Source organism: Pseudomonas sp. DNDY-54 (assembly GCF_019880365.1).
GTDB lineage: Bacteria > Pseudomonadota > Gammaproteobacteria > Pseudomonadales > Pseudomonadaceae > Stutzerimonas > Stutzerimonas stutzeri_P.
Genome location: NZ_CP082271.1, coordinates 2415482 through 2430216, shown reverse-complemented (window position 1 = coordinate 2430216; position 14735 = coordinate 2415482). Strand labels below are relative to the sequence as shown.

Here is a 14735-nt window from a genome sequence, read left to right as displayed (position 1 = left end):
GTTGGGCATAACAAGCATAAAGTCCGCACTAAGCGGACTTTTTGTTGTCTAGCAGAACGGCGATTATTTGAGTCGGCGCTCTACGCCTTTCTCTACCAGAATCTTGGCGGAGATTTCCTCGACTGAGAAATGCGTAGAGTTGATGTAGGCGATGTTCTCGCGGCGGAAGAGGCTTTCTACCTCGCGAACTTCGAATTCGCACTGGGCAAAGCTGGCGTAACGGCTGTTGGGCTTACGCTCGTTGCGTATCGCGGTGAGGCGGTCCGGATCGATTGTCAGCCCGAATAGCTTGTCCCGGTGGGTTTTAAGGGCAGTAGGCAGTTGCAGACGCTCCATGTCGTCTTCGGTCAAGGGATAGTTCGCTGCCCGAATGCCGTATTGCATGGCCATATACAAACAGGTGGGCGTTTTGCCGCACCGGGAGACGCCGACCAAAATCAGGTCCGCCTTGTCGTAGTAATGCGTGCGGGCGCCGTCATCGTTATCGAGAGCGAAGTTGACCGCGTCAATTCGCTCCATGTAGTTGGCGTTATGGCTGATCGAATGGGATTTGCCGACAGAATAGGAGGAACGTGACATCAGTTCATGTTCCAGCGGAGCAAGGAAAGACGAAAAGATGTCGATCATGAAGCCATTGGACTCGGCCAGGATGTCACGAATCTCCTGGTTTACCAGCGTATCGAAGATGATCGGCCGAGCCCCGTCGCTATCTGCCGCTTTATTGATTTGCTGTACCATTGCCCGCGCTTTTTCGGCCGTATCTATATATGGCCGAGTCAGCTTGGTGAAGCTAATGTTTTCGAACTGTGCCAGTAGGCTCTGGCCGAGTGTTTCGGCCGTGATTCCGGTGCCGTCGGATATGAAAAATGCAGTTCGTTTCATTGCATTAAGGGCCTTAAGTCAAGAACGGTTCTCAGCTATAGTAGGCCCCTTCGCCGAGCCTCGATTGGCGGGCATTGTTACTTATTTTACAGGGCCCGGCCACCGTGCTGCGGATGGGCACGAACCGAGTTTCCAACACAACGTGGAGAGATCACCTTGGTAGAGTACGTAGTTTCCCTCGATAAGCTCGGCAATCATGACGTTGAGCGTGTAGGGGGCAAGAACGCCTCCCTGGGCGAGATGATCAGCAACCTCGCAGGTGCGGGAGTTTCGGTACCTGGCGGTTTCGCCACTACGGCCCAGGCCTATCGTGATTTCATGGAGATCAGCGGCCTCAACGAGCAAATCCATGCGCTTCTCGATGCGCTGGACGTCGATGACGTCAATGCTCTCGCCAAAGCCGGCTCGCAGATCCGCGGCTGGGTCATGGAAGCTGAATTCCCTCCCAAACTTGATGCCGACATTCGAACGGCGTTCGCCGAAATGGCGGGCAACAATGACAACATGGCGGTCGCGGTACGCTCCTCGGCTACTGCCGAAGACCTGCCAGATGCCTCGTTCGCTGGCCAGCAGGAAACATTCCTGAATATTCGTGGCGTCGATAACGTGATCCGCGCTGCGAAGGAAGTGTTTGCATCGCTCTTTAACGACCGTGCGATCGCCTACCGCGTCCATCAGGGCTTCGATCACAAACTGGTTGCCCTATCAGCAGGCGTACAGCGGATGGTGCGCTCCGAGACCGGTACCGCTGGCGTTATGTTCACGCTGGACACCGAGTCGGGCTTCCGCGACGTTGTCTTCATCACTGGCGCTTATGGCCTGGGTGAGACCGTTGTGCAGGGTGCGGTAAACCCTGATGAATTCTACGTGCATAAGCACACCCTTGAGGCCGGGCGCCCTGCGATTCTGCGTCGGAACCTGGGCAGCAAAGCGATCAAGATGGTGTATGGCGAGGAAGCCAGCGCTGGTAAATCAGTGAAGACTGTGGATGTTGATCAGGCTGAGCGCATGCGCTTCTGTCTGTCGGATGCCGAAGTCAGCAATCTGGCCAGGCAGGCCATGACCATTGAAAAGCACTACGGTCGTCCAATGGACATCGAGTGGGCCAAAGATGGCGATGACGGCCAGCTATATATTGTCCAGGCTCGCCCGGAAACGGTTAAGAGCCGCAGCAGCGCCAACGTCATGGAACGCTATCTGCTCAAGGAAAAAGGCACCGTACTGGTCGAAGGCCGCGCTATCGGTCAGCGCATTGGCGCCGGTCCGGTCAAGATCATTCACGACGTATCCGAAATGGACAAAGTGCAACCGGGCGACGTGCTGGTGTCCGACATGACTGATCCTGATTGGGAGCCGGTCATGAAGCGCGCCAGCGCTATCGTCACCAATCGCGGCGGCCGTACCTGCCACGCTGCGATTATTGCTCGTGAGCTGGGCATCCCTGCCGTTGTAGGCTGTGGAAATGCCACCGAACTGCTCAAGGACGGTCAGCGCGTTACCGTGACTTGCGCCGAGGGCGATACTGGGCTGATCTTCGAGGGTGAGCTGGGTTTTGACATACGCCAGAACTCCATCGATGCCATGCCCGAGCTGCCGTTCAAGATCATGATGAACGTCGGCAACCCAGATCGCGCGTTCGATTTCGCCCAGCTACCGAACGCAGGTGTTGGGCTGGCCCGCCTCGAATTCATCATCAATCGCATGATTGGTGTGCATCCGAAAGCGCTGCTGAATTTCGATGGTTTGCCGGCGGATATCAAAGCCAGCGTCGAGAAACGAATTGCTGGCTACGGTGATCCGGTCAATTTCTACGTCGAAAAATTGGTCGAGGGCGTCAGCACGCTGGCTGCAGCCTTCTGGCCGAAGAAGGTGATTGTGCGGCTGTCGGACTTCAAGTCCAACGAATACGCCAACCTGATCGGCGGCAAGCTCTACGAGCCGGAAGAAGAGAACCCGATGCTCGGCTTCCGTGGCGCCTCCCGGTATATCAGTGAGTCCTTCCGCGACTGCTTCGAGCTCGAGTGCCGCGCGATGCGCAAGGTTCGCGACGAGATGGGACTTACCAATGTCGAGCTGATGGTGCCGTTCGTGCGTACCTTGGGCGAAGCGTCGCAGGTAATCGATATTCTCGGTCAGTTCGGCCTCAAGCGTGGCGAAAACGGTCTGCGCATCATCATGATGTGCGAGCTGCCGTCCAACGCGCTATTGGCTGACGAATTCCTCGAATTCTTCGATGGCTTTTCCATCGGCTCCAACGACATGACGCAGCTTGCGCTCGGTCTGGACCGGGACTCGGGAATCATTGCTCACCTGTTCGACGAGCGTAACCCGGCAGTCAAGAAATTGCTCGCCAGCGCAATTCAGGCGTGCAACAAGGCCGGTAAGTACATCGGGATCTGTGGTCAGGGACCGTCGGATCATCCTGACTTGGCCAAGTGGCTAATGGAGCAGGGCATCGAAAGCGTATCGCTCAATCCCGACTCCGTGTTGGACACTTGGTTCTTCCTGGCTGACGCGGAAATCAAGTGATTGATGAGCGAAACAAGGGCGGCCTCCGCCCTTTTTTGCCTGCAACGAAGCGAGTAGGCGGCATTTGCCGGTTTGGGCTGATCTTAAAGCGTATCGTTTTTATGACCCGCTCGGAATATCGCGCATCCGGCCAGCTGTCGGGATGGACTACGACCCGCTAAAGGCTGAGTCCGATTAGGAGATTTATCATGCAATACGTCACCCCAGATCTATGCGACGCCTACCCTGAGTTGGTGCAGGTGGTTGAGCCAATCTTCAGTAACTTCGGTGGCCGCGACTCCTTTGGGGGTGAGATCGTGACCATTAAGTGCTTTGAAGACAATTCACTGGTGAAGGAGCAGGTCGATACTGACGGCACCGGCAAGGTGCTGGTAGTCGATGGGGGAGGCTCGCTGCGCCGTGCGTTGCTTGGGGACATGCTCGCCGAGAAGGCGGCGCGCAATGGCTGGGAAGGCTTGGTCATCTATGGATGCATTCGCGACGTAGACGTCATCGCCCAGACTGAGTTGGGCGTGCAAGCGCTGGCGACTCATCCCATGAAAACTGACAAACGCGGTATTGGTGATCTCAATGTGCCCGTAACGTTCTGTGGGGTTACATTTCGTCCCGGTGAATACGTCTATGCCGATAACAACGGCATTGTCGTCTCACCTGAAGCGCTTAAGATGCCGGGCTGACCGGCGACGTTCGGTTATCAAGCCCGGTTCTACCGGGCTTTTTTACGATCTACGAGAAGATAATGGCCTCTGACGATATCGGCTCTTCGGGGCTGTTGCATGCGCTGGTTCTGGACGGTAAGGGTGGCGCTCGCAAGGTTAATTTTGCGGATATCCCGGCGTTGGAACTTGCCGAGGCGGAAAGCGTGTGGCTTCACTGGGACCGCAGCCAAACGCAAGCCCAAGCTTGGTTGCGCAAGAGAAGCGGCCTGAGTGAATTCGTCTGTGACGTGCTACTGGAAGAAAATACCCGGCCACGCTTGCTGGCGCTTCCGGCCGACGAGCTTTTGCTGTTCCTGCGTGGCGTAAATTTGAACCCCAACGCCGAGCCTGAGGATATGGTTTCGCTGAGGGTTTTCGCCGATGCCCGGCGGGTCATCTCGCTTCGCCTGCGCCCGTTGCGATCAACCGAAGTGGTGCTGCAGCAACTGGAGGCGGGTGTCGGTCCGAAGACCTCATCCGAGGTATTACTCAGTCTGGCGGATGCGTTAACCAACCGTGTGGACGATCTGGTTGCCGTCCTGACCGAGAAACTGGATGAGGAAGAGGATCGCCTCGAAACCGACGAGCGATATACGCCGCCCCAGGACAAACTGCTATCGCTTCGTCGTCAAGCTGCGAGTCTGCGCCGTTTTTTGCTGCCGCAGCGTGACATCTATGCACAGCTGACGCGAAATCGCTTGCCGTGGTTCGTCGATGACGACACCGATTACTGGAATGAGCTAAATAACCGGCTGATCCGCTATCTCGAGGAGTTGGAGTTGGTACGTGAGCGGGTCAACCTGGTGCTCGAAGCGGAAGAGCGGCGGATGCGCGAGCGGATGAACAGAACCATGTACCTGCTGGGCATCATCACGGGTTTCTTTTTGCCGATGAGCTTTCTGACAGGGCTGCTTGGCATCAATGTGGGCGGTATCCCCGGGTCCGAACACCCGTACGGTTTTGCTATCGCCTGTGGTCTCATTGCTGCAGTGGCGTGTTTTCAGTGGTGGATCTTCCGTCGACTGAAATGGGTGTGAATGTGACTGGGCGCACCCATACGCCGTCTAGATCACATTGTTTAGCGAGGTACACATGGGCGATCCCTTTGAAGAGTCCCTGCGGGACATGCTCAACGCGCAGTCGTCGCATGATGACGATGCGTGTCTTGACCGCGTACTGAAGACCGCAAACCGGCAGGTAGGCGCAGGCGATTTGTTTGGTCTGATGGGGCATTGGCTGCACGCCTTGCAGATTGCTGTCAGTAGTGGCGCACCGCATACGTCAGTTGTCACGCGACGCCGCTCCTCTCTCAACGCTTCATTTGATAAGGCTGATTGATCATGGAACTCGATCCCTGGAGCCAGAGTTTGTTCGGTGCGATGAGTGCACTGTGGGCGCCTATAGCAGCCTTCATACCGCGGCTGTTCGGCGCACTGCTGGTTGTCGTGATAGGCTTCATGGTCGCTAAGCTGCTGGACACGCTTCTATCCAAGCTATTGGCCAAGGTGGGTCTGGATCGGCTGGTAGCCGGTACAGGCGTTACCAAGCTGCTCGGACGTGCCAGCATTCGCGTACCGGTATCCGTCCTGATCGGCAAGATCGTCTATTGGTTCGTGCTGCTGATCTTTCTGGTGTCGGCTGCCGAGTCATTGGGCCTTGCTCGCGTTTCCGCAACGCTAGATATGCTCGCGTTGTATGTGCCGAAGGTGTTTGGGGCAGCGCTGATTTTGTTAATCGGCGTGCTGTTGGCCCAGCTGGTCAACGGTCTTATCCGGGGTGCCGCTGAAGGCGTGGGTCTTGAGTATGCGAGCGGACTTGGGCGTATCGCTCAAGGTCTAGTGATCATCATCGTTATTTCGGTTGCGATCGGTCAGCTGGAGGTCAAGACCGAGCTGCTCAATTACGTAATTGCGATAGCGCTTATATCCGTCGGGCTGGCGGTTGCGTTGGCGTTGGGGCTCGGTAGCCGCGAGCTGGTGAGTCAGATTCTGGCGGGCATTTACGTGCGTGAGCTCTACGAAGTAGGCCAGCGAGTACGTGTCGAAGGGCTACAGCTGGAAGGTGAGATAGAAGAGATTGGCACCGCTAAAACGTTGCTGCTAACCGACGAGGGTGAATTGGTCTCGATTGCCAATCGAGTTCTGCTGGAACAGCGCGTGGGCAGCCGTTAGGCCCGGGAATCTGTTAAAGTGCGCCGCCCCATTTCCACGGGAAATGTGAATGGCGGCCACGATTTTTGCCGGTTCGAAGCGTCTTGACTAAAACCCATCCACCCGCCATGAGCTACGACCCCCGCCAGCTTTCTGATGAAGAGCTGGTGCATCGTGCCCATTCCGAACTGTTTCATATAACGCGTGCCTACGAAGAGCTGATGCGGCGATATCAGCGGACTCTTTTTAATGTATGCGCCCGCTATTTGGGAAACGACCGAGACGCTGATGACGTTTGCCAAGAGGTAATGCTGAAGGTTCTGTACGGATTGAAAAACTTCGAGGGCAAGTCGAAGTTCAAGACATGGCTTTATAGCATTACTTATAACGAGTGTATTACGCAGTATCGGAAAGAGCGTCGCAAACGCCGCCTGCTCGATGCGCTGAGTCTCGATCCGGTTGATGAGGCGTCGGACGAAAAAACGCCGGTTATTGAAGAGAAGCCCGGGCTAGACAAGTGGCTTGTCCATGTGAACCAGATTGACCGAGAGATTCTCGTTCTGCGTTTCGTTGCGGAATTAGAGTTTCAAGAGATCGCAGATATCATGCACATGGGTTTAAGCGCAACGAAAATGCGTTACAAGCGCGCACTGGATAAATTACGCGAAAAATTTTCGGGAATCGCTGAAACTTAACGGCAACAAGTTGTCCTAGTGATAGCGAACAGCTTGGGCCTACAGACAGCCGGTTTCCTTAGATTGTTCTGATACTCACCACCAGATGGGGATTTACGGATGAAACTTAAAAACACTTTGGGCGTTGTAATAAGCTCTTTGGTTGCAGCTACTTCTATGAGCGCGCTCGCCCAGGGCCAAGGCGCTGTTGAAGTAGAGGCATTTGGCAAGCATTACTTTTCGGATAGCTCCCGTGGCTTCGAAGACGAAGGCGAGCTTTATGGCGCTGGCGTCAGCTATTTCCTCACCGACGACGTTTCCCTGGGCCTGTCCTATGGTGAGTACCATGACGTCACTTCGGACGAGCCTGTAGAGGGCGGCGGCCACAAGAACATCAAAGGCAACCTGACTTCCCTGGATGCGGCTTACCATTTCGGCCAGCCGGGTGTAGGCCTGCGTCCTTACGTATCGGCTGGTATGGCTCACCAGAGCATCGGCCAAGCTGCACGTAGCGGTCGCGACCACAGCACCTTTGCAAACATCGGTGCGGGTCTGAAGTATTACTTCACCGAGAACTTCTTTGCCAAAGCCAGCGTCGACGGCATGCATAACATCGATGCGGGCGACAGCGAGTGGATGGCGGGCGTGGGTGTGGGTCTGAACTTCGGCGGTGGCGCCCAGCAACAGGTTGCCCAAGTCGAGCCGACTCCTGAGCCAGCACCGGCTCCAATCGTCGACAACGAGCCTGAGCCTGAGCCTGAGTTGGTCCGCGTTGAGCTCGATGTGAAATTCGATTTCGACAAGGCACGTGTCCGCGAAGAGAGCTACAGCGACATCAAAAACCTCGCTGACTTCATGCAGCAGTATCCGCAGACCAGCACAACCGTAGAAGGTCACACTGACTCCGTCGGCACTGACCAATACAACCAGCGTCTTTCCGAGCGTCGCGCTCAGGCTGTTCGCGAAGTGCTGGTGAACCAGTACGGCGTCGAAAGCCAGCGCGTCGATTCGGTCGGTTATGGCGAAACCCGTCCTGTGGCTGACAACAGCACCGAGGAAGGTCGTCAGATCAACCGCCGTGTAGAGGCAGAGGTCGAAGCACAGGTTCAGTAACTCGTCCCTTGCTTCAATAAAAGCCCGGCAATGCCGGGCTTTTTTACGTCTGGTGTTTCTGGGGGGCTTAGACTCTCACTTCCTGCTTGCTTCTGTTACCAGAGGCGGCTTCGCTTTTAAGTATCGCTTTAACAGCCGGGCATGAAAAAGCCCGCCGAAGCGGGCCTTTTCGTCACTACATCAATGCATCAAACAGCAACGACATCGATCTTGGCCTTGGCCGCAGACTCGCGGAACTCAGCAATCTGGTCGAAGCTCAGGTAGCGATAGACATCAGCCGCCATTGTGTCGATCTGAGCCGCGTAGACCATGTACTCCTCAACGGTCGGCAGGCGACCCAGAATCGAGGCGACCGCGGCCAGCTCGGCAGAGGCCAGGTACACGTTAGTGGCGTCGCCCAGGCGGTTCGGGAAGTTACGAGTCGAGGTGGAGACCACTGTCGAGCCGGTCTCTACCCGAGCCTGGTTGCCCATGCACAGCGAGCAGCCTGGCATTTCCAGCCGCGCGCCAGCTCGACCGTAGATACCGTAGTAGCCTTCCTCGGTCAGCTGATGCTGGTCCATCTTGGTCGGCGGTGACAGCCACAGGCGTGTCGGCAGCGAACCTTCGACTTTATCCAGCAGCTTACCGGCCGCACGGAAGTGACCGATGTTAGTCATGCATGAACCGATGAACACTTCGTCGATTTTTTCGCCCTGGACGCTGGAGAGAAGACGAGCATCGTCCGGGTCATTCGGTGCGCACAGAACCGGCTCAGTGACTTCGGATAGATCGATTTCGATAACTTCAGCGTATTCGGCGTCAGCATCGGCAGTCAGCAGTTCCGGCTTGGCCAACCAGGCTTCCATGGCCTGAGCGCGACGCTCAAGGGTACGGGCATCGCCGTAGCCTTCGCTGATCATCCAGCGCAGCAGAGTGATGTTCGACTGCAGGTATTCAGCGATAGCTGTTTCCGGGAGCTTGATGGTGCAACCTGCAGCTGAACGCTCAGCAGAGGCGTCGGACAGTTCGAACGCTTGCTCGACCGTCAGATCGTTCAGGCCTTCGATCTCGAGAATACGGCCAGAGAAGATGTTCTTCTTGCCCTTCTTCTCGACGGTCAGCAGGCCTTTCTGAATGGCGTAATAGGGGATCGCATGAACCAGGTCGCGCAGGGTGATGCCAGGCTGCATCTTACCTTTGAAGCGAACCAGTACCGACTCCGGCATGTCCAGCGGCATAACACCTGTGGCTGCAGCGAAGGCGACCAGGCCGGAACCGGCCGGGAAGGAGATGCCCATCGGGAAGCGGGTGTGCGAGTCACCGCCGGTACCGACGGTATCCGGCAGCAGCATGCGGTTCAGCCAGCTGTGGATGATGCCGTCACCCGGACGCAGGGAAACACCGCCGCGAGTCATGATGAAGTCCGGCAGGGTGTGATGCGTAGTGACGTCGATCGGCTTCGGATAAGCCGCGGTATGGCAGAAGGACTGCATGACCAGATCGGCCGAGAAGCCCAGGCAAGCCAGGTCCTTCAGCTCGTCACGCGTCATTGGGCCAGTGGTGTCCTGGGAGCCGACGGTGGTCATCTTCGGTTCGCAGTAGGTGCCCGGACGGACGCCTTTGCCTTCCGGCAGACCGCAGGCGCGACCGACCATCTTCTGAGCGAGCGTGAAGCCTTTGTTGCTCTCGGCAGGGGCTTCGGGCTTCTTGAACAGGTCAGTTGGGCCCATGCCCAGCTCGGCACGCGCTTTTTCGGTCAGGCCGCGACCAATGATCAGCGGGATACGACCGCCAGCGCGAACTTCGTCGAGCAGGACATCGGTCTTCAGCTGGAAAGTGGTGACCAATTCATCGCTGCCGTGGCGACGGACTTCACCCTTGTAAGGATAGACGTCGATGACGTTGCCCATGGCCAGATCGGAGCAATCGAACTCGATCGGCAGGGCGCCGGCGTCTTCCATGGTGTTGTAGAAAATCGGTGCGATCTTGGTGCCGAAGCAGAAACCACCGGCCCGCTTGTTCGGCACATTGGGGATATCGTCACCGAAGAACCACAGCACCGAGTTGGTGGCGGATTTACGCGAGGAGCCGGTGCCGACCACATCGCCCACATAGGCGATCGGGAAACCTTTGGTCGTCAGCGCTTCCATCTGCTTGAGCGGGCCAACCGAGCCTGGAACGTCTGGGTTGATGCCGTCGCGCGCCATTTTCAGCATGGCCAGGGCGTGCAGTGGGATGTCCGGACGCGACCAGGCGTCAGGCGCTGGAGACAGGTCGTCGGTGTTGGTTTCGCCAGTGACCTTAAAGACGGTCAGCGTTACTTTCTCGGCAACCGGGGCGCGGTTCTTGAACCACTCGCCTTCCGCCCAGGACTGGAGGACGGCCTTGGCGTTCTCGTTACCAGCCTTGGCTTTCTCGGCGACGTCATGGAACGCATCGAACATCAGCAGGGTGTGCTTCAGCTGCTTTGCGGTGGTGTCGGAGAGTTCGGCATCATCAAGAAGATCGACCAGCGTGACGATGTTGTAACCGCCTTGCATGGTACCCAGCAGCTCGACAGCATGCTGCTTGCTGATCAACGGCGAGGTGGCTTCGCCTTTGGCGATAGCGGCGAGGAAGCCAGCCTTGACATAAGCGGCCTCGTCCACGCCCGCGGGAACGCGGTTGGTGATCAGATCAAGGAGAAATTGTTCTTCGCCGGCTGGCGGGTTCTTCAAGAGGTCGACCAGGCCAGCGGTCTGTTCGGCGTTGAGCGGTTGGGGCACGACGCCCTGGGCGGCACGCTCTTCTACGTGTTTGCGATAGGCTTCAAGCACAGTTATATACCCTCATCATTGGTCCCTTGGGTGTCTCGGGACGCGCATCCGGAAGCTGTTTTCAAAGTTTTACGCCGGCGGATGTGTCGGATGCGCAGGAGAGAGGGATCTGCGCATCGACCTTGACCGGTTAACTGTGCTCGTGACGCTTTGAAAACAGCTTCTTACGGATTGTGTCGCCTAAAACGGCGCGCTGATTCTACTGGAACGGACCCGTAAAGTTAAGTGAAACGCCCGGGTGGAGTAATTGACCGGCATGCTGCCAACTGCCCCGAAAGCTCGCCGCAACCGCGCGCAGCCTGGGCTGTAGAGATACAGGGTTGGCGCATAGGCGGGATCAACCGTGACCTGGCTTGGACAAAAGTCTAAGATGCGCGCTGTCCCTCGACCCGCCAACCGTTATGTCCATTCAGCGAATCAAAACCCCTTGTGTGGGGCTCTGTTCCACCGTTTACGGTGATCTCGTCTGCCGTGGCTGCAAACGGTTTCACCATGAAGTCGTGCGCTGGAATGGATATAACGAGGAGAGCAAGCGTGCCGTCTGGCACCGGTTGGAGGTGTTGCTCGCTCAGGTAATGGCGGCGAAGCTGGAGGTGTTCGACGCGAGTCTGTTGCGTCGTCAGCTGGAGAGCCGGCAGATTCGGTTTGTCGTGGAGCAATCGCCTTACTGCTGGGCTTATCAGTTGATCGCGAGGGGCGCGCGCGTAATTCAGCAGCTGGACGCGTACGGCGTGGTCCTTCTGCCGGAGTTCCGTGACTGGGCCTTGCCTGAGCTGCGGGATGCGATCGATCGAGAATTCTTTCTGCTATCCGAAGCTCATTATCAGCGGTACATCGCTCCAGGGTCTTTCGACGAGATCGGCGGATAGCACGGTACGAAAAAGGGCGGAAGGCCGCCCTTGCATGTATTGCAATTTAGCGACGCGCAACCAGCTCCTCCAAGTGGTCGATGATGTCTATTGGTTTGAGGACCAGGACGTCGCTTTCAAGTGTATCGAGCACGACTTCTGCGGTATTACCCATCAGTGCGCCAGAGAAGCCGGTGCGAGCGACCGTGCCGATGACCGTAACGACAGCCTGTAACTGGTGACATACGCGGGGGATCAGGGCGTCTGCTGGACCTTCTTCGATATGCAGCTGCCCGTCCGGGATGTCGTACTCGGACTGGAATTGGCGGCAAGCATCTCGGTAGCGTTTTTCGATCGTCTCCTTCAACTGAAACGCGGGATCCGCAGCGGATAGCATCGCAGAAGGATGGGCACTGATGACATGCAGCGTACCTTCGGCGAGTGCGGCGATTTCATACCCATGATTAATGATGCTGGAGTGTAGTGTGCGGTGCTCGATGTCCGCATTCCCCACGTCAACTGCCGCCAGGATATTGCCTCCGGTCCAGGGCGCTTCGGTCTTGACCATCAGCACCGGGCACGGGCAGTAGCGCAACAGTTTCCAGTCATCGGGGGTAAGCAGTGCCCGTTTCAGCGGGTTGTCCGCAACATGCTGCTTGATCACCAGGCCGCAGCCCTCGGCCTGTTGAACGGTAATGATTGTTTGATGCAGATTCTCGTGCCAGGCCTGGCGTGTCGAGACCACATGTCCTTGAGCCTCAAGCTCTGAACGCAGGCTGTCCAGGTAGCGGCCGTGGTCCTGTTTGGCATCGCAGATCAGCAGGTGCAGCTGGGATTGGCTAACGCTGGCGATCAGTCGCGCTCGTTTAAGCGCAAGGTTCTCGGTTAGTTTCGGGTCGATTACCACGAGGATACAGCGTATGGCTTGCATGATCGGCTCCGTTTCCAAGATCGCATGGTGTGACTATAGACAAGGTCATCGCGACGGCCAGTGATCCAGGTCAACCAACGCTAGCCCTCTGATCTAGGGCTCGTATAATGCGCGACGGCCGTCCGCTGTTGGGGCATTCCACCGCTTCATTTTCCAGATGAATACCAAGACCTCATGCTTTCCGAATTGAATGAATTCCTCGGCTGCGCGACTCCTTTCGCGTGGGTCGAGACCGCGCTGCAAAATCAGGACGTGATGCTCGTTGATCACGGTAATTGTGAGAAAAAAGCGGCCGGTGCAGCCTTTCAGCTGATGTTTCGCTATGTCGATAAGCCCGATCTGCAAAACAAAATGTCGCGCTTGGCCAGAGAGGAACTTCGTCATTTCGAGCAGGTGCTGTCGATTATCCGCAAGCGCGAGATAGGGCTGCGGAACATCGGGTCATCCCGCTATGCAGCCGGTCTGCGCGAGCTGGTGCGCAACCATGAGCCGTACCGACTCACGGACACGTTGGTTGTTGGCGCTTTTATCGAGGCGCGCTCCTGCGAGCGTTTTGCCATGCTGGTACCGCACTTGGACGATGAGCTAGGCAAGTTCTATAGCGGATTGCTCAAGTCCGAAGCGAGGCATTTCCAGGATTATCTGAAACTGGCGTACCTATACGGGGAAGCAGCAGATATCGATGCCACCGTCATTCGCGTTCGTGAGCGCGAGCGCGAATTAATCGAAAGCCCTGACAGTGAGTTTCGCTTTCACAGTGGCATTCCGAACGCGGCCTGACAACCTCAGCTCAGGTCGAACGATGTCTGGTTAAAGCCGGTCTGGTCGACTTGCAGCACCCAACCCTTGCGATCCCAATCACCCAGCACGATGCGTTGCGCCTGGTCACCGGCTAGTTCCAGGGTGTGAATCGCTGGCCGGTGTGTATGGCCGTGGATGAGTTTCCGGACGCCATGATGTTGCATGATGCTGACTACTTCAGCGGGCGTGACATCAATAATGTCACTGGCTTTCATGCGCGTTTCCGTCTTGCTGCTCGAACGGAGCTTCTGTGCCAACTTCTGACGTTTGCTTAGGGAGAGGTGGTGCAGAATGAACAGGCTTATCGGATTGCGCAGCAAGCGTCTTAGTCGCATATAGCCTTCATCGCGTGTGCATAGGCTGTCGCCGTGCATCAGCAACACGCGTTCTCCCCCAAACTGTGCGATATGCGGATCGGACAATAGCGTGCAGCCGGCCTCGCGACAGAACGCTTTGCCGATCATGAAGTCGCGATTGCCATGCATCAGGTAGATTCGAGTCCCGTGCTGGCTTAGCGTGTTCAGCGCCTCGGCTATCTCATGTTGATAAGGCGTCATGCCGTCATCGCCCACCCAAACTTCGAAAAAGTCACCCAGTATGTAGAGGGCGTCGGCATGGGTGGCACGGGATTCAAGGAAACGAAGAAACGCCCGGGTGATGTCCGGGCGTTTCTCTTCGAGATGCAGATCAGAAATCAGCAGGATCAATGCGTTTACTCGATGATCTCGGCTTTTTCGATCACTACGTCCTCTACCGGAACGTCCTGGTGACCGGACTTCATGGTAGTCGGCACGCCTTTGATCTTCTCGACGACATCCATGCCCTCAACGACTTCGCCAAATACGGCGTAGCCCCAGCCTTGAACGGTCGGTGCAGTGTGATCGAGGAAATCGTTGTCTTTTACGTTGATGAAGAACTGCGCGGATGCCGAATGTGGCTCCATCGTACGTGCCATTGCCAAGGTGCCGACCTTGTTGGAGAGGCCGTTGTTGGCTTCGTTCTTGATCTGGCCACGGGTGGCTTTCTGCTTCATACCCGACTCAAAACCGCCGCCCTGGATCATGAAGTTGCTGATCACGCGGTGAAAGATGGTGCCGTCGTAGTGACCGCTTTTTACATATTCCTTGAAGTTGGCGGTGGTTTCGGGTGCTTTGTCTTCGAACAGCTTGACGGTGATGACGCCGTGATTGGTATGCAACTTGATCATTGGATGTCTTCCTAGATGGGAGAGGGGACGTGTCGCGACAACGCAACCAGTGATTGCCCCGAAGACTCGTGAGTGCGGCGCGGCAGGGCGCTTTGCTCTGTCAG

The 14735-nt window shown here is 56.7% G+C and carries 14 protein-coding genes; 9 read left to right on the top strand and 5 right to left on the bottom strand.

Annotated features, from left to right (window positions below; translation table 11 throughout):
* Positions 1-63: 63 nt before the first annotated feature.
* Positions 64-882: a pyruvate, water dikinase regulatory protein gene (locus tag K4O48_RS11250; RefSeq protein ID WP_222908307.1), complete on the bottom strand. Its 819-nt coding sequence runs from the start codon at positions 880-882 to the stop codon at positions 64-66.
* Between the two features lie 156 nt (positions 883-1038).
* On the opposite strand from K4O48_RS11250, the gene ppsA reads away from it, so the two are divergent.
* From ppsA to K4O48_RS11215, 7 genes are all read left to right on the top strand, one after another.
* Positions 1039-3411: a phosphoenolpyruvate synthase gene (gene ppsA / locus K4O48_RS11245; RefSeq protein WP_222908306.1), complete on the top strand. Its 2373-nt coding sequence runs from the start codon at positions 1039-1041 to the stop codon at positions 3409-3411.
* 188 nt (positions 3412-3599) lie between these two features.
* A complete protein-coding gene (gene rraA / locus K4O48_RS11240; protein WP_222908305.1) occupies positions 3600-4088 on the top strand; it encodes a ribonuclease E activity regulator RraA in 489 nt (162 codons plus the stop codon).
* Positions 4089-4150: 62 nt separating this feature from the next.
* Positions 4151-5146, top strand: coding sequence for a zinc transporter ZntB (locus K4O48_RS11235; protein WP_222908304.1), 996 nt, complete (start codon positions 4151-4153; stop codon positions 5144-5146).
* A 55-nt stretch (positions 5147-5201) separates the two neighbouring features.
* Positions 5202-5447 carry a CrfX protein gene (locus K4O48_RS11230; RefSeq protein WP_222908303.1) on the top strand — a complete coding sequence of 82 codons (246 nt, stop codon included), beginning with the start codon at positions 5202-5204 and terminating at the stop codon, positions 5445-5447.
* Positions 5448-5449: 2 nt separating this feature from the next.
* Entirely contained in the window at positions 5450-6280 is an 831-nt protein-coding gene (locus tag K4O48_RS11225) for a mechanosensitive ion channel family protein (RefSeq protein WP_222908302.1), read from the top strand.
* A gap of 107 nt (positions 6281-6387) precedes the next feature.
* Positions 6388-6954, top strand: a complete 567-nt coding sequence (sigX, locus tag K4O48_RS11220) for an RNA polymerase sigma factor SigX (RefSeq protein WP_222912075.1) — start codon at positions 6388-6390, stop codon at positions 6952-6954.
* A 99-nt stretch (positions 6955-7053) separates the two neighbouring features.
* A complete protein-coding gene (locus K4O48_RS11215; RefSeq protein ID WP_222908301.1) occupies positions 7054-8046 on the top strand; it encodes an OmpA family protein in 993 nt (330 codons plus the stop codon).
* A gap of 188 nt (positions 8047-8234) precedes the next feature.
* On the opposite strand, the gene acnB is transcribed toward K4O48_RS11215, so the two are convergent.
* On the bottom strand, positions 8235-10844 hold the full coding sequence (acnB, locus tag K4O48_RS11210; RefSeq protein ID WP_222908300.1) for a bifunctional aconitate hydratase 2/2-methylisocitrate dehydratase: 2610 nt from the start codon (positions 10842-10844) through the stop codon (positions 8235-8237).
* A 401-nt stretch (positions 10845-11245) separates the two neighbouring features.
* Here acnB and K4O48_RS11205 point away from each other — a divergent pair, with 401 nt between their 5' ends.
* On the top strand, positions 11246-11713 hold the full coding sequence (locus K4O48_RS11205) for a DUF1289 domain-containing protein (RefSeq protein WP_222908299.1): 468 nt from the start codon (positions 11246-11248) through the stop codon (positions 11711-11713).
* Positions 11714-11759: 46 nt separating this feature from the next.
* Here the strand turns inward: K4O48_RS11205 and K4O48_RS11200 are convergent, their stop codons facing one another.
* Positions 11760-12623: a universal stress protein gene (locus K4O48_RS11200; protein WP_222908298.1), complete on the bottom strand. Its 864-nt coding sequence runs from the start codon at positions 12621-12623 to the stop codon at positions 11760-11762.
* Positions 12624-12797: 174 nt separating this feature from the next.
* Here K4O48_RS11200 and K4O48_RS11195 point away from each other — a divergent pair, with 174 nt between their 5' ends.
* Positions 12798-13403, top strand: a complete 606-nt coding sequence (locus K4O48_RS11195; protein WP_222908297.1) for a tRNA-(ms[2]io[6]A)-hydroxylase — start codon at positions 12798-12800, stop codon at positions 13401-13403.
* Between the two features lie 5 nt (positions 13404-13408).
* Here K4O48_RS11195 and K4O48_RS11190 read toward each other — a convergent pair whose 3' ends face one another.
* Together K4O48_RS11190 and K4O48_RS11185 are read right to left on the bottom strand one after the other, a co-directional pair.
* Entirely contained in the window at positions 13409-14131 is a 723-nt protein-coding gene (locus K4O48_RS11190) for a UDP-2,3-diacylglucosamine diphosphatase (protein ID WP_222908296.1), read from the bottom strand.
* Between the two features lie 5 nt (positions 14132-14136).
* Positions 14137-14631, bottom strand: coding sequence for a peptidylprolyl isomerase (locus tag K4O48_RS11185; protein ID WP_222908295.1), 495 nt, complete (start codon positions 14629-14631; stop codon positions 14137-14139).
* Positions 14632-14735 lie beyond the last annotated feature (104 nt).

Coding starts and splice junctions, on each gene's coding strand:
- K4O48_RS11250 (WP_222908307.1), bottom strand. CDS start 882: ATGAAACGAACTGCATTTTTCATATCCGACGGCACCGGAATCACGGCC.
- rraA (WP_222908305.1), top strand. CDS start 3,600: ATGCAATACGTCACCCCAGATCTATGCGACGCCTACCCTGAGTTGGTG.
- K4O48_RS11235 (WP_222908304.1), top strand. CDS start 4,151: ATGGCCTCTGACGATATCGGCTCTTCGGGGCTGTTGCATGCGCTGGTT.
- K4O48_RS11230 (WP_222908303.1), top strand. CDS start 5,202: ATGGGCGATCCCTTTGAAGAGTCCCTGCGGGACATGCTCAACGCGCAG.
- K4O48_RS11225 (WP_222908302.1), top strand. CDS start 5,450: ATGGAACTCGATCCCTGGAGCCAGAGTTTGTTCGGTGCGATGAGTGCA.
- sigX (WP_222912075.1), top strand. CDS start 6,388: ATGAGCTACGACCCCCGCCAGCTTTCTGATGAAGAGCTGGTGCATCGT.
- K4O48_RS11215 (WP_222908301.1), top strand. CDS start 7,054: ATGAAACTTAAAAACACTTTGGGCGTTGTAATAAGCTCTTTGGTTGCA.
- K4O48_RS11205 (WP_222908299.1), top strand. CDS start 11,246: ATGTCCATTCAGCGAATCAAAACCCCTTGTGTGGGGCTCTGTTCCACC.
- K4O48_RS11200 (WP_222908298.1), bottom strand. CDS start 12,623: ATGCAAGCCATACGCTGTATCCTCGTGGTAATCGACCCGAAACTAACC.
- K4O48_RS11195 (WP_222908297.1), top strand. CDS start 12,798: ATGCTTTCCGAATTGAATGAATTCCTCGGCTGCGCGACTCCTTTCGCG.
- K4O48_RS11185 (WP_222908295.1), bottom strand. CDS start 14,631: ATGATCAAGTTGCATACCAATCACGGCGTCATCACCGTCAAGCTGTTC.